The following is a 20889-nucleotide window of genomic DNA, read 5'->3' as shown; positions in this document are numbered from 1 at the left end:
ATTTCCGCAATGTAATGTTGCAGTGGCGTTTTACATACGGATACAGGTACCGAAGGGCGCGCCTCCGGGTTTATACGGAATGGGGTTCGTGCGGCAGCGTGAACCGGAGCGTGGCGCCCTTGCCGGGTTCGCCATGGGCGACGATGCGCCCCCCGTGGCGCTCGACGATGCGGCGGCAATGCGCCAATCCGACGCCGGTGCCTTCGAAATCCCGGTTGGAATGCAACCGGCTGAACATGGTGAAGAGTTTGCCGGCCTGACGCATGTCGAAGCCGGCGCCGTTGTCGCGTACGTTGATGGCGATGGTCTGCTCGTACTCGTCCGCCCAGACCTCGATCAGCGCGTTGGGGGTATAGCGGGTGAACTTGACCGCGTTGTCCAGCAGATTGACCATGACCAGCCGGATCAGGTGGGGATCGGCGAACACGCGCGGCAGTTTGTCGATGCGCCACGAGACCGTGCGGTCCGCCACGTTGGCGGCCATTTCCGACTGGATTTCCTGCACCATGGTGCCCAGCGGCCACAGCGAGGGCACGATGCCGGCGCGTCCCAGGCGTGACAGCTCCAGCAGCGCGTCGATGGTGCGGTTCATGCGCTCGGCGGTGGTCAGGAGCGCCGACAGCATGGGCTTGATGTCGCCGCCCGGCTGTCCGGCCTTGCGCAGCATGATATCGGCGGCCGACATGATCTGGCGGGCCGGCGCACGCAGGTCGTGGCTGACGGAACTGGTGAACGCCTCGAGTTCGGCCGTCCGCTCGGCCACGCGCAGCTCCAGGGTTTCGTTCAACTGCCGGATCTTGTCCTCGGCCAGCCGGTGTTCCGTGACGTCGACGCAGAACAATTCGACCCGCTGTCTGCCGTCCCGGGTGACGCTGATCGCGGCCAGCTCGACGTCGCGCTTCTGGCCGTCCAGCGCCACCAGCCGATAGGGCCTGAACTCGGCGAAGCCCGGGGCCTGGGCGAGTTCCTCGATGCGCCGGCGGACCTTTTCGCGGTCCTTGTCGACGATGAAGTCCGAGAACGGCCGTCCGATGGCGCGGCCCGACCAGTCCGCCGACAGCATGAGCAGCGCCGCGGGGTTGGCATAGATCAGCAGGCCGTCGACCTGGGTCAGGATGCCGATGGGAGCATGCTCGATGACGGCCTTGTACATCGATTCGCGTTCGATCAGGCCATGCTTGGCGCGTACCGCGTCGGTCACGTCCACCAGCATCATCAGTGTGGCCTGGGTGCCCCCGTCCGTATCGGCGTGGGGCGAGAGGAAGACGTCGAATTCGCGCTTGACGTTGTCGGGCGTGGTGAAGGGCAGCCGGAAACTCGCGGCCTTGCCCTGGGCGGCCTGTTCCAGGTGGGGCGCGCACAGCGAGGCCGCGCGGCGCGGCCACAGCTCGCGCATGGTGCGCCCCAGCGCGACGTCGGCGGGCTTGTCGATCAGGGCCAGGTAGGGGCCGTTGGCATAGGCCAGCGCGCCGTCGGCGCCGGCGATCGCCATGGCGTGCGGCAGGCGGTCCAGCAGCGGCTCCATGTGTGTGGCCGGCCGCGCGGGGCGGTCGAGGGCCGCTCGCGCAGCCAGCCGCTGGCCCGCCGCCTGCGATGCCGACAGGCAGAGGTGAACCACGGCGACGGACAGCAGCGTGGTCACGGCGAACAGCGGCGCGACCGGGACGTCGGGCAGACGCCAGACCAGCGGCAGCGGACCGATCATCCAGTTCCAGAAATCCAGCAGCGAGGTGAAGACCACCGAGGCCGCCGACAGCAGCGTCGATTCGCGCAGGGGTAGCACGATGACGCCGGCGACCAGCGTGGAGATCAACGGCAGGGCGATGGGCCATTGCAGGCCGCCGGTGACCGCGCAGGCCAGCAGGGCCAGCGCGGAGCATCCGTATATCAGGCCCCGTCCACGGACGGGAAGGCGGACTTGGGCGGGGGCAGCGGCTCCGGCGTCGCCTGCCTGGGCGCTTGCTCGGTCAGCCGACATTGGAGCTTGGTATCAATTGAAATAAAGGGTTACTTGTGGCAGCCGCGCCGGATTGTACCGGCTTCCCCCGGGGCTGGGAATCGGCGCGGCTATGCAAGAACCAATTTGGTCTATTCCGGCGCGTCGGTCAGGCGGGTCTCGATGTTGGCCAGCACGCGTGCCGAGGCGCCCTTGGCCTCGAGCGCGAATAGCAGCAGGGAGTGCGCGGTGACCTGGTAGACGTCCCCTGCGTTGAATACCGGCAGGTCTTCGCGCACCGGCATGTTGGTGTCCAGCAGGCAGGTCCAGGCATCGGGGCCGGGGACGTCCGGCAGCGTGAAGTTGACCGTGTCGTGATGGGCGTTGAAGACCAGCAGCAGCGTCGCATCCGAGGCCGGGCGCTTGATGCCCGAGGCCTGGGCGCGGCCGTCGATCAGCATGCCGAAGCAGCGCATGGATTCGTCGGCCCATTGTTCGCCGGTCAGCGGCGTCGCGGCGGGCGAGAGCCACTGTACGTCGGTGACGTCCAGGGCTTCGTTGTACTCTCCCGTCAGGAAACGGTTGCGCCGCAGGACCGGCAGGCGCCGGCGCAGGTACAGGAGCTTGCGCACGAACTCCTGCAACGCGCGGCCGTCGTCGTCCACCCCTTCCCAATCCACCCAGCTGATCTCGTTGTCCTGGCAATAGGCGTTGTTGTTGCCCCGCTGGGTGCGGCCGAACTCGTCGCCGGCCAGGATCATGGGCGTGCCCTGCGACAGCAGCAGGGTCGCCAGCATGTTGCGCTTTTGGCGTTCGCGCAGCGCGCGGATGTCGGGGTCGTCGGTCGGGCCTTCGGCGCCGCAGTTCCACGATCGGTTGTCCGAATGTCCGTCGCGGTTGTCCTCGCCGTTGGCTTCGTTGTGTTTGTCGTTGTAGGACACCAGGTCGTTCAGCGTGAATCCGTCGTGCGCGGTGATGAAGTTCACGCTGGCCCAGGGCTTGCGTCCGCGGCGGTTGAACCGGTCGCCCGACGCGGTGATCCGGGTGGCGAAGTCGGCGGCCGTGCCGGCATCGCCCTTCCAGAAGCCGCGCACGGTGTCGCGGAAGCGGTCGTTCCATTCGGCCCAGCCGGGCGGGAAGCCGCCGACCTGATAGCCGCCCGGGCCGCAATCCCAGGGTTCGGCGATGAGCTTGACGCTGGAGAGGATCGGATCCTGGCGGCAACTGTCGAGAAAGCCGCCGCCTTCGTCGAAGCCATGGGTCTCGCGCCCCAGTATGGTGGCCAGGTCGAAGCGGAAGCCGTCCACCTTCATCTCCGCGACCCAGTAGCGCAGGCTGTCCGTCACCATTTGCAGCGTGCGCGGATGGCTCAGGTTCAAGGTGTTGCCGGTGCCCGTGTCATTGATGTAGTAGCGGGCCTGGTCGGGCAGGAGGCGGTAGTACGAGGCGTTGTCGATGCCCTTGAAGGACAGCGTCGGCCCCATTTCATTGCCTTCGGCCGTATGGTTGTAGACCACGTCCAGGATGACTTCCAGGCCGGCATCGTGGAAGCGGTCCACCATGCCCTTGAATTCCTGCACGGCCTCGCCGGCGAAATAGCGCGGGTCGGGCGCGAAGAAGCCCAGGGTGTTGTAGCCCCAGTAGTTGGTCAGTCCTTTTTCGAGGAGGTGGTTGTCGTTGACGAAGGTATGCACCGGCAGCAGTTCCGCCGACGTCACGCCCAGGCCGCGCAGGTAGGAGATGACTTCGGGATGCTGCAGCCCGGCCAGGGTCCCGCGCAGTTCGGGCGGCACGGCCGGGTGCAGCCGGGTGTAGCCCGCCGCATGCATCTCGTACAGGACGGTCATGTCCCAGGGCACGCGCAGCCGTTCGGGGCGGCTTCCCGACGTCGAGTCGACCACGATGCACTTGGGGACGAAGGGCGCGCTGTCGCGTTCGTCGAAGGACAGGTCCGCGTCCGGATCGCCCACGCGGTAGCCGAACACCTCCGGCGACCACTTCAACTGGCCCGCGTGGGCCTTGGCGTAGGGGTCCAGCAGCAGCTTGTTGGGATTGAAGCGATGCCCCTCGTCGGGGACATAGGGACCATGCACCCGGTAGCCGTACAGCGTGCCCGGCTGCAGGCCGTGCAGGTAGCCGTGCCAGATCTCGTCGGTGAACTCGGGCAGCTCGATCCGTTCGGTCTCATGGCCGTGCGCGTCGAACAGGCACAGCTCCACCTTGGTGGCATGGGCCGAGAACAGCGCGAAATTGGTGCCCCGTCCGTCCCATGTCGCCCCCAGGGGATAGGGGTGGCCTTCGGCAAGTCGATAAAGTCCGTTCGCCATGCTGCTTCTTCCGCTACGAGCCGGGCCATAGCATGCAACAAGCGGGCGTCCAAGTGTCCTACGCGAGGTAAAAGACGTAAGCGGCCCTAGGTTCTAGGCGTGGAAACGTTCCGCCGTCAGTCCGTCCAGGTCGATGGCGGGTTGCCGGCCGGCCACGATGTCCGCCACGATGCGGGAGGTGCCGCAGGATTGCGTCCATCCGTTCGAGCCATGGCCGCTGTTCAGGAACAGGTTGCTCCAGCGCGTGCGGCCCAGGATGGGCGGGCCGTCCGGCGTCATGGGCCGCAGGCCGGCCCAGAACTCCACCTGGTCCCAGTCCAGTCCCCGCGGGAACAATTCGCCCACGACGTCGACCAGCAGCTTCTTGCGCGCGGGGTTCAGTCCCAGCCCGTAACCGGTCAGCTCGGCCATGCCGGCGGCGCGTATGCGGTTGCCCAGGCGCGAGATCATGATCTTGTTGTGCTCATCCATGACCGCCATGCGCGGGACCGCGTCGGGGTCGGACACGGGCACGGTGATGGAGTAGCCCTTGAGCGGATAGACCGGCAGGTTCAGGCCCAGCGGCTGCACCAGGAACGGCGCATGGCTGCCCAGCGCGACGACGTAGGCATCGGCGCGCAGCGGGCCCTGCGACGTGCGGACGGCGCCGATGGCGTCGCCCTCGCGCTCCAGCGCGTCGATGCGCACGCCGTAGCGGAAATCCACGCCGCGCTGCTGCAGGAAGGCGGCCAGCCCTTGCGAGAACTTGTAGCTGTCGCCCGAGGCATCGGCCGGCATGTGCAGCGCGCCCGCCACCGTGGCGCGGCTATGCGCCATGGCCGGTTCGAGGGCGCTGATGTCGGCGGCATCCAGGATGCGCCAGGGCACGCCGTATTCCTCCAGCGCCTTGGCCGACAGGCGGCCCAGGTCGAGCTCGGCGGGCGTGCGGAAGATCTGCAGCGTGCCGCCCTCGTGGAAGTCGAACGAGGGCAGGTCCTCGCCGCTGGCGATCTCGCGCAGGCATTGCAGGCTGTAGTGCGCCACGCGCTGCATGCGCAGCTTGTTGACGCGGAAGCGCTCGGCATTGCAATTGCGCATCCATTGCAGCACCCAGGCCACCTTGCGGGGCTCGGGCAGCGGCGAGAACCGGATGGGGGAATCGCGCTGGACCGACAGCTTCAGCACCTTGGAGATCATGCCCGGCGCGGCCCAGGGGCCGGCGAAGCTGGGACACAATCCGCCCGCGTTGCCGTAGCTCGTTTCCCGGCCGGGGCCGGGCTGGCGCTCGACCACGGTGACTTCGTGACCGTCCTTCCACAGGTAGTAGGCGGTCGCGACGCCGACCACGCCGGCGCCCAGCACGAGTACTTTCATGAACCTTGCCGCTTATTCGACCGTGATCTTGGCCGCGTCGATGATCTTCTGGTAGCGCGCCATCTCCGAGTCGATGTACTTGGCGAAGTCGGCCGAATTCTTGTAGGCCGATTCGAAGCCCAGCGACGACAGGCGTTCCTTCATGTCGGGCGACGCCATGATCTTGGCCGTGGCGGCGTCCAGCTTCTTCAGGATGGGGGCCGGCACCTTGGCGGGCGCCCACAGGCCATACCAGGAGTAGAACTCGAAGTCCTTGAAGCCGGATTCGCGCATGGTGGGCACGTCGGGCAGCAGCGGGCTGCGTTCGCGGCCGGTCACGGCCAGGGCGCGCAGCTTGCCGGCCTTCACGTGCGGCAGCGACGACAGCATGGGATCCATCATGGCCGACACCTGGCCGCCCACCAGATCCTGCAGCGCCGGGGCGGCGCCCTTGTACAGCACGATGGGGATGTCGCCCGTCAGGTGGGCCTCGTGCAGGAACTGCGCGGCGCCGAGGTGGCCGGCCGAGCCGAAGCCGCTGGTCACGAAGGTGTACTTGGTGGGATTGGCCTTCAGGACGGAGACGAACTCCTGCACGTTGTGGGCCGGGACCGAGGGATGGACGCTGAAGATCAGCGCGCCCTGGGCCAGCATGCTGACGGGGGCGAAGTCCTTGACCGCGTCGAACTTGATGTTCTTCTTGTACAGCAGCGGATTGATGGCGTGGATCGAGGCATTGAAGTACAGCGTGTAGCCGTCCGGTTCCGCGCGCGCGACATAGGCGGCGCCGATCATGCCCGACGCGCCGGCGCGGTTCTCGACCACGATCGACTGCTTGAGCTCGTCCCTGAGCTTGTCGGCGAACAGGCGCGCCGTGTTGTCGACCGCGCCGCCAGGGGCGTGCGGGACGACGATGGTGATCGGACGGGACGGATAATCGCCCTGCGCATGGGCAGGGCTGGCCAGGGCTGCGGCACCGGCCAGGCCGGCGACGGCCAGGGAGGTGTGCAGGAAAGAGCGGCGGGTCGTGCGGTTCATGATTTCCCCATATTCGAAAAACAGAATTGTCTCCGTTTTCTATATATTTTTCGGTTATTAGAAAATGCGCCAGCCGTCCCCCGAAGGGGTGGGCCGGAGCCCGCGCATCCTGGGCCGTTCCGCAAGCGGGACGGCGCGGACGCCTTGTTGTTCTCCTGTTTTCCTTCTTGTTCCCGGATCGCTGTCCAGGTGCCCGTCAGAACGTGCCCGGGTAGCCGCCGCCATCGATCAGGAGGCTTTGGCCGGTGATGTAGCCCGTGTGCGCCGAGCACACGAAGGCGCACAGCGCACCCAGTTCCTCGGCGCGCCCATAGCGGCCGGCGGGGTTGTTGCTGCCGCGTTCTTCCCACAACTGGTCGAAGGTCTTGCCGGTGTCCTCCAGCATGCCCTCGATGTGGCGGCGCTGGGCGTCGGTGGCGAACACGCCCGGCAGCAGGTTGTTGATCGTGACGTTGTGGCGCACGGTCTGGCGCGCCAGTCCCGCCACGAAGCCCACCAGGCCCGAGCGCGCACCGTTGGACAGGCCCAGCTCGATCTGCGGCGTCTTCACGCTGCGCGACACGATGTTGACGATGCGGCCGAACTTGCGTTCGACCATGCCATCCACCGTGCGGCGGATCATCTCGATCGGACCCAGCATCATCGAGTCCAGCGCCTGGTGCCAGTCGTCCAGCGTCCACTTGCGGAAATCGCCGGGCTCGGGACCGTCGGCATTGTTGACCAGGATGTCCGGAGCGGGGCAGGCGGCCAGCGCCGCGTCGCGTCCCGCTTCGGTGGTGATGTTGGCGACCACGTAGCGTACCGGCGTGCCGGTCTGCGCGGTGATCTCCGCCGCCGCCTTCTCGAGCGTGGCCTGGGTGCGCGCCGCGATGGTCACGAGCACGCCCTCTTGCGACAACTGGTGCGCGCAGGCGCGCCCCATGCCGCGGCTGCCGCCGAATACCAGCGCGCTCCTGCCTTGGATGCCGAGGTCCATGAGTCGCGTCCGTCCGTCAGGCCGACTTCAGCTCGGGCGAGCTCCAGCCGTACTTCTTGTCGAGCTCCAACTCGCGCACCACGCGCAGGCCCTTCTGCAGCGCCTCGGGGGCCAGGCCCTTGAGCGGCTTGCGCAGGTCGCCGGCGGGCAGGCCCACGGCCTTCATCAGCGACTTGATCGCCACCGGATTGATGGCCGAATACGAGAAGTGCAGCATGGGCAGCATGTGCAGGTACATGTCGCGGAAGCTCTCGGACACTTCCGGCGTCTTCCAGGGCTTGGAGATCGTCGCGATCTCGGCCGGGGCGATGTTGCCGGTCATGTTGGCGGTGCCGTGGCCGCCCAGGCTCATGGTCGGGACGACCAGGCCCAGGTTGGGCGAGTCGCAGCACATCACGGCCACGTCGGGGCGGGCGCGCAGCACTTGGGCGACCTGGCCCACGCGGGTGGTCGATTCCTTGTGCACGACGTAGTTGGGATGCTTGAAGATGCGCAGCAGGTTGTCCCAGTGCAGGTCGGTCTTCACGCGCGGCGGGTTGTTGTAGATGCCCAGCGGCAGGTCGGTGGCGTCGGCCACTTCCAGGAAGTAATCCTCGATGTCGGACTCGGGACCGCAGATGTAGGCCGGCGCGGCCAGGATGGCGCCGTCCGCGCCGTTGGCGTGGGCGAAGCGCAGGTAGTCGATGGTGGTGTCGGTGTTGTTGCCGGTGCAGCCATAGAAGAACTTCATCTTGCCGTTCTTCATCTTGGCGGTCTCGGCGATGATCTGCTGGCGCTCCTGCTGCGACAGCATCGAGACTTCGCCCGTCGAGCCCATGATCAGCACGGCGGAGGTGCCGTTGTCCTCATGGAACTTGAGCAGGGTGCGGAAGCCTTCGAAATCGACGCTGCCGTCTTGATTGAAAGGAGTGATCAGGGCGACGAACGACCCTTCGATTTTCATCTTAGCCATGGCGATTCCACCGATTGAATAACTGTTACATGATACTCCGCGGGGAAACCTTCGTTCCCCGCGCGAGACCTGGGTTTCTCGGTCAGGCCCGGCGCGCGACGGGGGCCGAATCGATTTCGGCCAGCGCGGCGAAGCCGCCTTCGAGGTCGGCGATCAGGTCGGCCGGGTCCTCCAGCCCGACGTGCAGCCGCAGCGCCTGGCCGGTGTACGGCCACTTGGCGGTGACGCGGTCGCCCGACGGGTTGAAGGGGATGACCAGGCTTTCGTAGCCGCCCCACGATACGCCGATGCCGAACAACTGCAGGCTGTCGATGAAGGCTTCCACCGCGGCCGGCGATGCGGGCTTGAGCACCACCGCGAACAGTCCGGCGGCGCCCAGGAAGTCGCGTTTCCACAGCGCGTGGCCGGGATGGCTGGGCAGCGCGGGGTGCAGCACCTTTTCCACCTCGGGCCGGGTCTCCAGCCACGAAGCCACCTCGACGCCCGACTTCCAGTGCTGCTGCAGGCGCACGTTCATGGTGCGCAGGCCGCGCAGCGCGAGATAGACGTCGTCGGGGCCGGCGGTCTGGCCCAGGTCCTGGGTGGTGCGCTTGATCAGCGGCCAGGTTTCCTCGGTGCAGGTGACGATGCCCAGCATGGCGTCGGAGTGGCCGACGATGTACTTGGTCGCGGCCTGGATGGAGACGTCCACGCCGTGCTGGAAGGGCTTGAAGAACAGCGGCGTGCCCCAGGTGTTGTCCATGACCACCTTGGCGCCGTGGCGATGGGCCACGGCCGCGATGGCGGGGATGTCCTGGATCTCGAAGGTCTCGGATCCGGGCGACTCGACGTAGACCACGCGGGTGTTGGGCCGCATGCTGGCTTCGATGCCGCCGCCCGAGGTCGGGTCGTAGATGGTCACTTCCACGCCGAAACGGCCCAGCACGCGGGTCAGGAAGGTGCGCGTGGGGGAATAGGCGCTGTCGGTCAGCAGCACGTGGTCGCCGGCGGCCAGCAGGGCGGTCAGCGCGGTGGCGCAGGCCGCCAGCCCCGACGGGAACACCTGCGAACGGTGGCCGCCTTCCAGTTCGGCGATGGCTTCTTCCAGCGCGTGGTGGGTGGGCGTGCCGAAGCGGCCATAGGTGGTGGCGCCCGGCTCGTCGGCGGCGCGCCGCTTCTTCTTTTCCTCCCATTCGGCCATCGACCCGTGAAGAATGGTCGATCCGCGGAAGATCGGGGTATTCACGAGCCCGGCGAAACGCTCGGGATGCCTGCCGGCGGTAACCAGCCTGGTCTTCTCTTTCATTGCTGCGTTTGTCCTCGAATGCACAGACGGCGCCGGCGGCGCCGAACCCCATCCGCGATACGGTCGGGCATGGAGAAAGTGTAGGGGGGAAGGGGATTAAATTTTTTTCCTTATTGACACCGGTTTGTCAAAAAATGGGAAAATTATTTATCCTCCAATCTCTAGAATAGTGATTGATTCCCCATGGATAAAAAAGACAGCAATATTCTTTCTATCCTCCAGGAAGACGCCACGCTCTCGGTCAACGAGATCGCCGAGCGGGTCAGCCTGTCCCCCACCGCGTGCTGGAAACGCATCCAGCGTCTGACGCAGGAGGGTGTGATCCGCAAGCAGGTGTGCCTGCTCGACAACCGCAAGCTGGGCGTGGGAGTGACCGTGTTCGTGGCCGTCAAGACCAACCACCACGACCTGCAATGGCTGCAGAAATTCGCCGCCGGGGTGCGCGACATGCCCGAGGTGGTCGAGTTCTACCGGATGAGCGGCGAGATCGATTACCTGCTCAAGGTCGTGGTTCCGGACATCCAGGGCTTCGATATGGTGTACAAGAAACTCATACAGGTCGTGGAACTCTTCGACGTCAGCTCGAGTTTCGCGATGGAAGAACTGAAATACACGACGGCGCTGCCGTTGGACTACGCTTGATCCTGCCGAGACCGCCATGGCCGTAGATGTCAAACGCTTTCCGTCCCTGTCCCACTGGGGCGCCTTCACCGCCGTCGTCGCCGACGGTCGCCTGCAGGCCTGCGAGCCGTTCGCGCTCGATCCGGCCCCGTCGCCCATCCTGCGGTCCATGCCCGGCATGGTCCACTCGCCCCTGCGCATCGCCCGCCCCGCCGTGCGCGAGGGATGGCTGCGCGACCGCGAACGCGCCGATCGCAGCGCGCGTGGCGGCGACCGGTTCGTGGAAGTGGAATGGGACGTAGCCCTGAAGCTCGTGGCCGACGAACTGGCGCGCATCCGGACCACGCATGGCGATGCGTCGATCTTCGGCGGATCGTACGGCTGGTCCTCGGCCGGCCGCCTGCACCATGCGCGCACGCAGACCCACCGTTTCCTGAACGCGGGCGGTGGCTGCGTCAACCAGGCCGGCAACTACAGCTGGGGCGCGGCGCAATTCCTGCTGCCGCACATCATCGGCACCTATTCGCCGGTCACCGGGCGGGTCACCGACTGGAACAGCGTGGCCGCGCACACGCGGCTGCTCGTGGCCTTCGGCGGGATACCGCTGCGCAATACCCAGATCACCTCGGGCGGCGCCGGCGAGCATTCCACGCCGCGCTGGCTGGCGCGCGCCAGGGAAGCGGGCGTCGAATTCGTGGTCGTCAGCCCCACCCGGGCGGACGTGCCGGAAGGCATCGATGCGCGCTGGATCCCCATCCGGCCCAACACGGATGCCGCCCTGATGCTGGCCATGGTGCACGTGCTGTTGGCCGAGGGCCGGCACGCCGCCGATTTCGTGCAGACCCATTGCGCCGGCTTCGACCGCTTCGCCGACTACGTGCTGGGCAGGGCCGACGGCCAGGCCAAGAGTCCCGAGTGGGCGCAGGAGCTGTGCGGCGTGCCGGCGGCCGACATACGCGCCCTGGCGCGGCGCGCGGCCGACACGCGCACCATGCTGACCTGCACCTGGTCGCTGCAGCGGGCGCACCGCGGCGAGCAACCCTATTGGGCGGCGATCGCGCTGGCGGCGGCGCTGGGGCAGATCGGCCTGCCCGGCGGCGGCTTCGCGTTCGGCCACGGTTCCATGAACGGCGTGGGCAATCCGCGGCCGGCCGCGGCCTCGCCCGAGATGTCCTCGGGAGCGAACCCCATCGGCCGCTCGATTCCCGTGGCGCGCATCGCCGACATGCTGCTGCAGCCCGGCGAGCCTTTCGAGTTCAACGGCCGCAAGGACGTCTACCCCGACATCCAGATGATCTACTGGGCGGGCGGTAATCCCTTCCATCACCACCAGGACCTGAACCGCCTGGTGCGCGCCTGGAGCAAGCCCCAGACCATCGTCGTGCACGACAGCTGGTGGACGCCCACCGCGCGCCGCGCCGACATCGTGCTGCCGGCCACCACCACGCTCGAGCGCAACGACATCGGCGGTTCCTCGCGCGACCGCTTCGTGCTGGCCATGCATCAGGCGCTGGCGCCGCATGCGCAAAGCCGCAACGACTTCGACATCTATCGCGAGCTGGCCGCCATGGGCGGCTACGAGCAGGCCTTCACCGGCGGCCGCGACGAGTTCCAGTGGATACGCCACATCTATGACGGCATGGCCGCGGGGTGGCGCGAGGCGGGATTCGAGGCGCCCGGTTTCGAGGACTTCTGGCGCGCGGGACACCTGGAACTGCCCGAGCCGACGCGCGAGTTCGTGCTGTTCGAGGAGTTCCGCCGCGATCCCGCCGCCCATCCGCTCAAGACGCCGTCGGGCCGCATAGAAATCTATTCCGAGCGCATCGCCGGCTTCGGCTACGACGACTGCCCGCCCCATCCGGCCTGGGTGCCGCCGGCCGAATGGCTGGGCGCGGACCTGGCCGCGCGCTTTCCGCTGCACCTGGTCACATCGCAGCCGGGCGACAAGCTGCACTCGCAGCTGGACGCCGGCATCGTGTCCACCGCCAACAAGCTGCACGGGCGCGAGCGCGTGCGGATGGCGGCCGAGGACGCGGCGGCGCGCGGGATCCGGGACGGCGACCTCGTCAAGGTCTACAACGACCGCGGCGCCTGCATCGCGGCGGCCTCCGTGCAGGACGACGTGATGCGCGGCGTGGCCATCATGTCCACCGGCGCGTGGTTCGATCCCCTGGATGCGGCGCTGGAGCGGCATGGCAATCCCAACGTGCTGACCCTGGACGCGGGTACCTCGCGCCTGGCGCAGGCGCCCAGCGCGCTGTCGGCGCTGGTGGAGATCCGCAAGTGGGAAGGCGAGGCGCCGCGGGTGGAAGCCTTCGAGGTGCCGGCGATCAGCGTCCAGGCGGCGTGACCGGTTCGCCGGCCAGCACGGCCTTGCGGCGCGAATACAGGAAATACACCGCGAGGCCCGCCAGCAGCCATACGCAGAAGGCCAGCCAGGTGATCCGGTCCAGGTGCGCGATCAGGAAGACGCAGCAGACGACGGCCGCGAGCGGGACGTAGGGGACGCCGGGGCAGCGGAAGCCGCGGCGCAGTTCCGGATGGGTCCTGCGCAGGACGATGACCGCCAGCGAGATCAGCGCGAAGGCGGTCAGCGTGCCGATGTTGATCAGCTCGGCCAGCACCGCCAGGGGGATGAGCCCGGCGATCAGCGCGAAGGCCAGTCCGACGGTCCACGTCAACGTGAAGGGCGTCGCATGGCGCGGATGCAGGCTGGCCAGCCGCCGTGGCAGCAGGCCGTCGCGCGCCATGGCGTAGAGGATGCGCGTCAGGCCGTAGCTCATGACGAGGATGACCGTCGTCATGCCCAGGATCGCGCCCAGGTCGACCACGCCGGCCAGGCCCAGTTGCCCGGTGCGCTGCAAGGCCAGCGAGACCGGGTGGTCGGAATTGGCGGTGAAGTCCTGGTAAGGCACGATACCGGTCATGACCAGGGTCACGAGCACGTACAGCACGGTGCAGATCAGCAGCGAGCCCAGGATGCCGAGGGGTAGCGACCGCTGCGGATTCCTGACTTCCTCGGCCGAGGACGCGACCGCGTCGAAGCCGATGAACGCATAGAACATCAGCGCGGCGCCGGCATAGACGCCGCTCATGCCGTAGGGCATGAAGGGCGTCCAGTTCTCGGTTCGCACGTGGGTGGCGCCGGCGGCGATGAACAGCACCACCACCAGGATCTTGATCACCACCATCGCGTTGTTGACGCGCTTGGATTGGCGCACGCCGAGCGAGAGCAGGGCGGTGATGGCGGCCAGGACGAGGAAGGCCGGCAGGTTGAACAGCGACGCGCTGCCGGCCACCGCGCCCGGCGCGGCGCGCAGCGCCTCGGGCAGGTGCAGGCCGAAGCCGGCGATCAGCGATTGCAGGTAGCCGGACCAGCCAGCGGCGACGGCCGAGGCCGCCAGGCCGAACTCCAGGATCAGGATCCAGCCGATCAGCCAGGCGGGCAGTTCACCCAGCGTGGCGTAGACATAGGTGTAGACCGAGCCCGATACGGGCAGCGATGACGAGAATTCGGCATAGGACAGCGCCGAGAAAAAGCAGGCGATGGCGGCCAGGACGAAGGACAGCGACAGCGCGGGGCCGGCGATCAGGCTGCCGGTGCCGGTCAGGATGAAGATGCCCGAGCCGACGACCGCGCCCACGCCCAGCATGACGAGGTCGAAGGTGGACAGGCTTTTGCGCAAGCCCGCCGTCTCGCGCTGCGCCAGCATGCTGTCTATGCTCTTGACGCGGAACAGGTCCATGGGCACCTCGCTGGATGTGGTGTCGGCGCGTTCTCGCCCGGTCCGTTGACCGCATTCTCACATGGCTTGCACCGCAAGGCGATTCTTGTCCCGGGGGCCTTTCTGCTGTTACAGTAGCGGGCTTGCGTCCCTGTAGTTCAATGGATAGAACAGGTTCCTCCTAAGAATCAGATCCAGGTTCGATTCCTGGTGGGGACGCCACCCGCCGCCCCTCGTCGTTCCTGCGCCCTTTCCCCGTCACTCTCCTGCCCGCATGGCATCCCGTTCGCCAGCGAATGGCCCGCCCAGGTTCGATATGCCGAATACATTGGCGCGATTGAGCCGCGCGAATTCCGCGTGCAGCAGGTCCTGCACCGCGTCGTAGGCCGCCGGGCTGTCCCGCTCGATGCGGCGCGCCAGCACCAGCATGCGGTTCAGTTGCACGCCGGTGATTTCCGAGCCGGTCACCCGGCCCGCGGCAACCAGGTCCTTGAACACCGAGATCGGCATGATGGTGGCCCAGCGGCCCCGGCAGACGAGTTCCCGGATGGCGTCGACCGAGTCGATCTCGGCCTCCAATCGCAGGTCCACGCCCAGCGGCATCAATTGCCTGTCCACGATGTCGCGGTGCAAGGAGGTCATCAGCAGCGGCATGCGATGCAACTGCGTGGCCGGGATGACGGGGCCCAGGCCCAGCGCGACGTTGGCGACCAGCGCGAAGGGTTCGCCCAGCAGCGGCTGCAGGGCCAGCGCACCGCCCGGACTGGGGTTGGTGACCACGGCCATGTCCACCATTCCACGTTCCACCCATTCCAGCAGCGAGGGCGTGAAGGCCTCGCGCACCTTGATGCGGATGCCGTCCAGGCCCCGCCGCGATTGTTCGAACAGGCCCGGCACCAGCACCGCGGCCAGGGTGGGCGAGATGCCGATGGTGACCGTGGTGGCGGCGCTGGCCGGGCGCTGCGTCATCTGCCGGCGCAGCCGGGCCGCCTCGGCCAGCATGCGCTGCGCGGACTCGTACAGCGTCAGCCCCGCGGCCGTCAGCCGCACGCCGCGCGCGCCTCGTATCAGCAGGGGCTGGCCCATTTCCCGTTCCAGCTCGCGCAGTTGGCGGCTGAGCGCGGGCTGGGCGATGGAGATGGCCTGCGCGGCCGCGCTCAGGCTGCCGGCGTCGACGATGGCGACGAAGTACCGCAAGGTGCGCAGATTCATGGCTGCCCCCGATAAACCATATCAGGATGATATGGCCCGGAGCGAATTCTGTATTGGATTTCCGCCCTGGCGCTCTCTAGCATTGGCCGTCAACGCGCTGCGGCATGGACGGACATGGGTGTAGATAGCAATTCGATATAGGTTTCCCTGGAACAACTGGAGCGATTCATTGCCGCGGCGCTGCGGCGGGCGGGGCTGCCCGAGGGCGATGCCGCCACCGTGGCGGGCCTGATGGCCCAGGCCGACCTGCAGGGCTCGGACGGCCACGGCGTCATCCGCCTGCCCCAATACGTCAGGCGGATCCGGTCGGGCGGCATCAACGTGCGGCCCGACATCCGGGTGGTGGCCGACATGCCGGGCATGGCCGTCGTGGACGGCGACAACGGCATGGGACACCTGGTGGTGTCGCGCGCGACCGCAATCGCCATCGACAAGGCCAGGACCCAGGGTGCGGCCTGGGTGGGCACGCGCCGCAGCAACCATGCCGGCCCGGCCTCGCTGTACTCGGCCATGCCGCTGCGGCACGACATGGTCGGCATCTATTTCGCGGTGGGCAACGCCAATCACCTGCCGCCCTGGGGCGGCACCGACATGCTGCTGTCCACCAACCCCATTTCCGTCGGCGTGCCGGCGGGCGACGAGCCGCCGGTGGTGCTGGACATGGCGACCACGGTCGCCGCCTACGGCAAGGTCAAGGCCAAGGCCAAGCGCGGCGAAATGATGCCCGAAGGTTGGATGATCGACCGCCAGGGCCGGCCGCTGCTCGACCCCGCTCGATCGGACGAGGGTTTCCTGATGCCCATAGGCGGCCACAAGGGCTATGGCCTGGCCCTGATGGTTGGCCTGCTGGCCGGCACGCTGAACGGTGCCGCGATGGGGCGGGACGTCGTCGATTTCAACAAGGACCACGTCACGCCGACCAATACCGGCCAGGCCATGCTGGTCCTGAACCTGGCCGCCTTCGGCCCGGTGCAGGGCTTCAAGGAGGCGGTCGACCGGCTGGTGGGAGACCTGCGCGGCAGCGCCCGCATGCCCGGCACCGAGCGCATCTGGATGCCCGGCGAACAGAGCCACGTGCGCCGCCGGCACTACCGGGAAACGGGCATTCCCGTTTCCCGCGGCGTGGCGGCCGAGCTGGACCAGCTGGCCAGGGAACTGGAGATTCCGCTCCTGGCCAGCTGACCGCAGATTCGTTCCCAGACACCACCCGCACAGACGGGGGAGGAGACAGACATGAAGTCCATCATCGCAAGCGTGGGCATGGCGCTGCTGGTCTGCGCGGGCACCCCCGCGCGGGCAGCCGACGCCTATCCCGCCAAGCCCGTCCGCATGGTGATCCCGCTGGCCGCGGGCTCCGCGGTGGACAAGGCGGTCCGGATCGTGGTCCAGAAGATGTCCGAGGACCTGGGCCAGCCCTTCGTGGTCGAGAACATTCCCGGCTCGTCCGGGCTGATCGGCGCGGACAAGGTGGCCAAGGCCGCGCCGGACGGCTACACGCTGGGCGGCTTCAACGACAGCATCCTCACCATGATCCCGCACATCTATCCCAGCATGCCGTGGCATCCCCTGAAGGACTTCGATCCGGTGTCGCTGGTGGCGACGGTCGAGTGGGGGCTGGTGGTGCCGGCCGACTCCCCCTACAAGACCGCGGCCGATTTCATCGCCGATGCGCGCGCCAACCCCGGCCGCATCAACTACAGCTCGGGCGGCAACGGCAGTCCGCAGCACATCGCGATGGCGCTGTTCGCCCGCAAGGCCGGCCTGGACATCGTGCACGTGCCCTACAAGGGCGCGACGCCCGGCGCCGTGGCGGTGGCGGGCAAGGAAGTGCAGGCGGGATTCCAGGGGCTGGGAACGGTGGCGGGGTTGATCCAGGGCGGCAAGGTGAAGCTGCTGGCGGTATCCACGAAGGAGCCGCTGGCGCAGTTCCCCGGGGTGCCGACGGTGGACACCTCCGGCCTGCCCGGGTTCTTCTTCGACTCGTGGGCCACGATCGTCGCGCCGCACGGGACGCCCCGGCCCATCGTCGACCGCCTGCACCAGAGCGTGGTGAAGGCCCTGGCCGCGTCCGACGTGAAGGCGCAGTTGGCGCCGCTGGGCATGACCCTGCGCGGCATCGGCCCCGACGAATTCGGCGCCGCCACGCGCGGCAACTTCGACCTGTACCAGCAACTGATCCGCGACGGCAACATCCAGTCCAACTGAGGCCGAGGAACCCACGATGAACGTCACGCCATCCCGGGCCGTCCTGCTCAAGGCCGCCGAACTGCCCGTCCACGACCGCGGCGGCGGCGCGCGCACCACGCCGCTGGTCGGGCGCCAGGTCGGCGCCCAGGGTTTCCTGACCGGCTACACCGAATTCGAGGCCGGCGCGCAGATTCCCTTTCATTTCCACAACTGCGAGGAAAGCGTCGTGCTGATCGAGGGCGAGGCCGTGCTCGACATCGACGGCGAGTCCCACCCGCTCAAGGCGCACGACGCGACCTACATTCCGCCGGGCGTGCCGCACCGCTTCCGCAACCTGTCGGCGACGCGGCCGATGAAGATCCTGTGGATCTACGGCTCGCCGGACGCCACCCGCAGCCTGGTGGAGACCGGCGAGACCCGGCCGATCGCGGCCGAGCACGGCAAGTAGCGGCAGGGTCAGGCCGCCGCGCGCGCCTCGGCCGACAACTGCACTTCCTCGGTGGTCGCGCGCCGCAGCTCGCGCCGCTGCGCGAAGTCGAAGCGCCGGCCGCGATGCAGGGTGGCGGTGTTGTCCCACATGACCAGGTCGCCCACGCGCCACGCGTGGCGGTAGACGAACTCGCGCTGGGTCGCGTGTTCGAGCAGGTCGAGCAGCAGCATGCGGCCCTCGGCCACGGTCATGCCCACGACTTCGCAGGCGTGGATGCCCACGAACAGGATCTTGCGGCCGGAGCGCGGATCGGTCTGCACCAGCGGCCAGCGCACCGGAGGCAGGGCATTGCGCTGGGCCTCGGTATAGTCGGTGTCGCCCAGCAGGAAGCGCGAGTGCAGGGCGTAGTGCACGGCCTGGAGGTCGCCGATGGCGGCCTTCATGGCCTCCGGCAGATGGTCGTAGGCGGCGCGCAGGTCGGCGAATTCCGTCTGGCCGCCGTCCTGCGGCACGACCACCGCCGACAGCATCGAATACTTGGCCCGCGGGCGCTGGAACGAGCTGTCGCTGTGCCAGAGCTGGTTGGCGATGTTGCCGACGATCTTGGCGTGTTCGCGGCCGGCGACCGAGCCGTCGACGGTGACGTTCGAGATGTCCGCCAGTTCCGCGTGGTCGAAGCGGTGGGCGCCGCCCTTGACCTTGCGCAGCCCCAGGTCCAGCGGACCGAAGCTCTTGGCGAAGCGGATCTGCTGGTCCTGGTCCAGCGGCTGGTCGCGGAACACCAGCACGGCGTAGTCGTCCATCGCTTTTTCGATGGCGCGGACGGCGGCCGCATCCAGCGGCCGGGCGAGGTCCAGTCCCGAGGCTTCGGCGACGAAGCCGGGCGTCAGGGGCGTGAGCGTAAGTGCCATGGTATGGATTTCTCCTTGTGGGGAATCTATTCGATCTTGATGCCGGCGGTCTTGACCACCTTGGCCCATTTGTCGATTTCGGCGTCGATCAGCGCGGCGTATTGCTCGGGGGTCGAGCCCACCGGCTCCATGCCCAGCTGCTGCATGCGCGCCGCCAGGTCCGGTGCCTTCACGATGCGTCCGATGTCCGCGCCGACGCGCCGCCGCAGCGCGGCGGGGACGCCCGCGGGCTCGACGATGCCGATCGTGCTCATCGCCGAGAAGCCCGGCACGGTCTCGGCGATCAGCGGAATGTCGGGATGGCTCGCGGCCCGCTTGGGACTGGCGAGCGCGATCAGCTTGAGCCGCTTGTCCTCGACGTAGGGCATGGCCGAGAACATCACGTCGAACAGCAGCGGCACGCGTCCGCCCACCACGTCCTGCTGCGCCGGGCTGCTGCCCTTGTAAGGCACGTGCACCAGCTCGATGCCCGCCATGTGGGCCAGCAGTTCGCCGGCCAGGTGCGTGCCCGTGCCCACGCCCGGCGTGGCGTAGCTGAGCTTGCCCGGGTTCTTCCTGGCATAGGCGATCAGTTCGGGCACGGTGTCGACCGGCAGCGAGGGGTGCGCGAACAGGCCGAAGTGCGTCAGCGCGACCTGCGAGACGGCGGCCAGGTCCTTGCGCGTGTCGTAGGGCAGCGAGGGCTGCATGCTGGGATTGATCATCAGCGCGCTGATGGCCATGCCCAGCGTGTAGCCGTCGGCCGGCGCCTTGGCGACCGTATTGGTGCCGGTGATGGTGCCGCCGCCCGGCTTGTAGTCGACCACGACGGGTTGCTGCCAGGCGGCCTGCATCTTCTCGGCCAGCATGCGGGCGATCGTGTCGGTCGGCCCGCCGGGCGCGAAGGGCACGATGAGCTTGACGGGGCGATTGGGCCAGTTCTCGTCCTGGGCGGCCGAGAGGCGGGGCGCGGCCGCCGCGGCGAGCAGCGCGGCAAGCGCGGTGCGCCGCCCCGGGCGGGGAGGAAAGTCGGGCATGGGTGTCTCCTTCTGTTTTCTGGTCGTGGGGGGCGGATGGCCCTACGCCGACGAGGCGGCCATCCGTTTGCGGGGAACGGGCGGCACGGCCGCGGTCAGCGCGGGGCCGGAAATGCCGCCGATTTCGTCGGCGAAGTCGGCCGCCGCGCGCAGCAGCCGGGGAATGACGAGGTCGTGCAGCTTGTCGGGCGTGATCAGGAACGAGGGGCCGCCGCAATTGATGGCGAAGACCTCGCCGCTGGGCGCGCGCACCGGCGTGGCCACGGCATTGATCTGTGCGTGCCATTCGCCCTGCGAGGCCGCGTAGCCCAGCCGGCGCGCCTTGCGCAGCGCCGCGTCCAGGCGCGAGGCGGTCACGGTGCTGCCGGCGGCCAGCGTATCGGCGCCGACGGTGGCGCAGGTCAGCGCATCCACGCCCGATAGCCAGGCCCGTCCCAGCGCCGAACTGGCCAGCGACATGCGGGTGCCGACGTCGGCGCCCAGGAAGGCCACGGCCGATCGCGCGCGGGCCGCCTCGACCACCAGGATGTCGGTGCCGTCGCGCAGGCCCAGGAAAGCCGAGGCGCCGCATGCCTCGGCCAGCGCCACGAGGTGCGGCCGCACCAGGCGGCGGGCGTCGATCGCGCCGAGGAAGGATTGCGCCAGGCGCACCACGCCGGCGGCCAGTTCGTACTTGTCGGAGTCCGGACAGGGCCGCAGCTGGCCCAGCGCGACCAGCGTGGAGATCAGGCGATAGGCGGTGGGGCGGGGTATGCCGGTGGCTTCGGCGATGTCGCCGTTGCCCAGCGGGCCCGCGGCGCGCGCGAAGCAGTCGAGTACGGCGAATCCGCGTTCCAGGGCGGTGACGTTGGCGGGCGGCTGGGTGCGGCGGCGCATGGCGTGGGCGATATCCGGGGGGGCGGCCCGGGATGGCCGCCGTCGGAAATCACTCTAGGATCGCC

17 protein-coding genes and 1 tRNA gene are annotated in these 20889 nt (G+C 68.1%); 6 read left to right on the top strand and 12 right to left on the bottom strand.

The annotated features are described in order from the left end of the window. Positions 1-70 precede the first annotated feature (70 nt). The 7 genes from R4823_RS20510 to metC all read right to left on the bottom strand — a co-directional run bounded on the left by R4823_RS20510 (position 71) and on the right by metC (position 9846). Entirely contained in the window at positions 71-1978 is a 1908-nt protein-coding gene (locus tag R4823_RS20510) for an ATP-binding protein (protein WP_087836912.1), read from the bottom strand. A gap of 110 nt (positions 1979-2088) precedes the next feature. After that, positions 2089-4263, bottom strand: coding sequence for a glycogen debranching protein GlgX (glgX, locus tag R4823_RS20505; RefSeq protein ID WP_132979417.1), 2175 nt, complete (start codon positions 4261-4263; stop codon positions 2089-2091). A 93-nt stretch (positions 4264-4356) separates the two neighbouring features. After that, positions 4357-5616 carry a D-amino acid dehydrogenase gene (locus tag R4823_RS20500; RefSeq protein WP_132979416.1) on the bottom strand — a complete coding sequence of 420 codons (1260 nt, stop codon included), beginning with the start codon at positions 5614-5616 and terminating at the stop codon, positions 4357-4359. Positions 5617-5628: 12 nt separating this feature from the next. Beyond that, the gene (locus R4823_RS20495) at positions 5629-6633 is read right to left on the bottom strand and encodes a tripartite tricarboxylate transporter substrate binding protein (protein WP_087836909.1); all 1005 of its coding nucleotides are present in this window, start codon (positions 6631-6633) and stop codon (positions 5629-5631) included. A gap of 196 nt (positions 6634-6829) precedes the next feature. Then, positions 6830-7609 (bottom strand): SDR family oxidoreductase, encoded by a 780-nt coding sequence (locus R4823_RS20490; protein WP_087836908.1) that lies wholly within the window; start codon positions 7607-7609, stop codon positions 6830-6832. Between the two features lie 16 nt (positions 7610-7625). Next, the gene (locus R4823_RS20485) at positions 7626-8561 is read right to left on the bottom strand and encodes a 4-hydroxy-tetrahydrodipicolinate synthase (RefSeq protein ID WP_132979415.1); all 936 of its coding nucleotides are present in this window, start codon (positions 8559-8561) and stop codon (positions 7626-7628) included. 82 nt (positions 8562-8643) lie between these two features. Beyond that, a complete protein-coding gene (metC, locus tag R4823_RS20480) occupies positions 8644-9846 on the bottom strand; it encodes a cystathionine beta-lyase (protein ID WP_087836906.1) in 1203 nt (400 codons plus the stop codon). Positions 9847-10029: 183 nt separating this feature from the next. On the opposite strand from metC, the gene R4823_RS20475 reads away from it, so the two are divergent. Both R4823_RS20475 and R4823_RS20470 read left to right on the top strand, forming a co-directional pair. Further along, entirely contained in the window at positions 10030-10488 is a 459-nt protein-coding gene (locus R4823_RS20475; protein ID WP_087781515.1) for an Lrp/AsnC family transcriptional regulator, read from the top strand. Between the two features lie 16 nt (positions 10489-10504). Continuing rightward, on the top strand, positions 10505-12817 hold the full coding sequence (locus R4823_RS20470) for a molybdopterin guanine dinucleotide-containing S/N-oxide reductase (protein ID WP_132979414.1): 2313 nt from the start codon (positions 10505-10507) through the stop codon (positions 12815-12817). Here the strand turns inward: R4823_RS20470 and R4823_RS20465 are convergent. Continuing rightward, positions 12798-14213, bottom strand: a complete 1416-nt coding sequence (locus tag R4823_RS20465) for an amino acid permease (RefSeq protein ID WP_087836904.1) — start codon at positions 14211-14213, stop codon at positions 12798-12800. The genes R4823_RS20470 and R4823_RS20465 overlap by 20 nt on opposite strands. A gap of 126 nt (positions 14214-14339) precedes the next feature. Here R4823_RS20465 and R4823_RS20460 point away from each other — a divergent pair. Continuing rightward, positions 14340-14414 (top strand) — tRNA-Arg (locus R4823_RS20460). Between the two features lie 36 nt (positions 14415-14450). Here the strand turns inward: R4823_RS20460 and R4823_RS20455 are convergent. Then, the gene (locus tag R4823_RS20455) at positions 14451-15404 is read right to left on the bottom strand and encodes a LysR substrate-binding domain-containing protein (RefSeq protein ID WP_132979413.1); all 954 of its coding nucleotides are present in this window, start codon (positions 15402-15404) and stop codon (positions 14451-14453) included. A gap of 147 nt (positions 15405-15551) precedes the next feature. Here R4823_RS20455 and R4823_RS20450 point away from each other — a divergent pair, with 147 nt between their 5' ends. Genes R4823_RS20450 through R4823_RS20440 form a run of 3 tightly spaced genes read left to right on the top strand, consistent with a single transcriptional unit; the run spans position 15552 to position 18039 of the window. Continuing rightward, the gene (locus tag R4823_RS20450; RefSeq protein WP_132979412.1) at positions 15552-16586 is read left to right on the top strand and encodes an Ldh family oxidoreductase; all 1035 of its coding nucleotides are present in this window, start codon (positions 15552-15554) and stop codon (positions 16584-16586) included. A 51-nt stretch (positions 16587-16637) separates the two neighbouring features. Next, a complete protein-coding gene (locus R4823_RS20445) occupies positions 16638-17609 on the top strand; it encodes a tripartite tricarboxylate transporter substrate binding protein (protein ID WP_087836901.1) in 972 nt (323 codons plus the stop codon). 16 nt (positions 17610-17625) lie between these two features. Beyond that, on the top strand, positions 17626-18039 hold the full coding sequence (locus tag R4823_RS20440) for a cupin domain-containing protein (RefSeq protein WP_087836900.1): 414 nt from the start codon (positions 17626-17628) through the stop codon (positions 18037-18039). Positions 18040-18047: 8 nt separating this feature from the next. Here the strand turns inward: R4823_RS20440 and R4823_RS20435 are convergent, their stop codons facing one another. The 3 genes from R4823_RS20435 to R4823_RS20425 are packed head-to-tail and all read right to left on the bottom strand — an operon-like array spanning position 18048 to position 20824. Then, positions 18048-18932: a TauD/TfdA family dioxygenase gene (locus tag R4823_RS20435; RefSeq protein WP_087836899.1), complete on the bottom strand. Its 885-nt coding sequence runs from the start codon at positions 18930-18932 to the stop codon at positions 18048-18050. Positions 18933-18958: 26 nt separating this feature from the next. Then, on the bottom strand, positions 18959-19948 hold the full coding sequence (locus tag R4823_RS20430) for a tripartite tricarboxylate transporter substrate binding protein (protein ID WP_087836898.1): 990 nt from the start codon (positions 19946-19948) through the stop codon (positions 18959-18961). A 42-nt stretch (positions 19949-19990) separates the two neighbouring features. After that, positions 19991-20824: an IclR family transcriptional regulator gene (locus R4823_RS20425; RefSeq protein WP_087836897.1), complete on the bottom strand. Its 834-nt coding sequence runs from the start codon at positions 20822-20824 to the stop codon at positions 19991-19993. Between the last annotated feature and the right edge of the window lie 65 nt (positions 20825-20889).

It is taken from the genome of Pigmentiphaga sp. CHJ604 (assembly GCF_036972535.1).
GTDB lineage: Bacteria > Pseudomonadota > Gammaproteobacteria > Burkholderiales > Burkholderiaceae_B > Pigmentiphaga > Pigmentiphaga daeguensis.
This window is presented reverse-complemented; position numbering and strand designations above follow the sequence as displayed.

What these genes read in the sequence shown, in the direction of transcription:
- R4823_RS20510 (WP_087836912.1), bottom strand. Translation starts at nt 1,978, where the DNA reads ATGTCGGCTGACCGAGCAAGCGCCCAGGCAGGCGACGCCGGAGCCGCT.
- glgX (WP_132979417.1), bottom strand. Translation starts at nt 4,263, where the DNA reads ATGGCGAACGGACTTTATCGACTTGCCGAAGGCCACCCCTATCCCCTG.
- R4823_RS20500 (WP_132979416.1), bottom strand. Translation starts at nt 5,616, where the DNA reads ATGAAAGTACTCGTGCTGGGCGCCGGCGTGGTCGGCGTCGCGACCGCC.
- R4823_RS20495 (WP_087836909.1), bottom strand. Translation starts at nt 6,633, where the DNA reads ATGAACCGCACGACCCGCCGCTCTTTCCTGCACACCTCCCTGGCCGTC.
- R4823_RS20490 (WP_087836908.1), bottom strand. Translation starts at nt 7,609, where the DNA reads ATGGACCTCGGCATCCAAGGCAGGAGCGCGCTGGTATTCGGCGGCAGC.
- R4823_RS20485 (WP_132979415.1), bottom strand. Translation starts at nt 8,561, where the DNA reads ATGGCTAAGATGAAAATCGAAGGGTCGTTCGTCGCCCTGATCACTCCT.
- metC (WP_087836906.1), bottom strand. Translation starts at nt 9,846, where the DNA reads ATGAAAGAGAAGACCAGGCTGGTTACCGCCGGCAGGCATCCCGAGCGT.
- R4823_RS20475 (WP_087781515.1), top strand. Translation starts at nt 10,030, where the DNA reads ATGGATAAAAAAGACAGCAATATTCTTTCTATCCTCCAGGAAGACGCC.
- R4823_RS20470 (WP_132979414.1), top strand. Translation starts at nt 10,505, where the DNA reads ATGGCCGTAGATGTCAAACGCTTTCCGTCCCTGTCCCACTGGGGCGCC.
- R4823_RS20465 (WP_087836904.1), bottom strand. Translation starts at nt 14,213, where the DNA reads ATGGACCTGTTCCGCGTCAAGAGCATAGACAGCATGCTGGCGCAGCGC.
- R4823_RS20455 (WP_132979413.1), bottom strand. Translation starts at nt 15,404, where the DNA reads ATGAATCTGCGCACCTTGCGGTACTTCGTCGCCATCGTCGACGCCGGC.
- R4823_RS20445 (WP_087836901.1), top strand. Translation starts at nt 16,638, where the DNA reads ATGAAGTCCATCATCGCAAGCGTGGGCATGGCGCTGCTGGTCTGCGCG.
- R4823_RS20440 (WP_087836900.1), top strand. Translation starts at nt 17,626, where the DNA reads ATGAACGTCACGCCATCCCGGGCCGTCCTGCTCAAGGCCGCCGAACTG.
- R4823_RS20435 (WP_087836899.1), bottom strand. Translation starts at nt 18,932, where the DNA reads ATGGCACTTACGCTCACGCCCCTGACGCCCGGCTTCGTCGCCGAAGCC.
- R4823_RS20430 (WP_087836898.1), bottom strand. Translation starts at nt 19,948, where the DNA reads ATGCCCGACTTTCCTCCCCGCCCGGGGCGGCGCACCGCGCTTGCCGCG.
- R4823_RS20425 (WP_087836897.1), bottom strand. Translation starts at nt 20,824, where the DNA reads ATGCGCCGCCGCACCCAGCCGCCCGCCAACGTCACCGCCCTGGAACGC.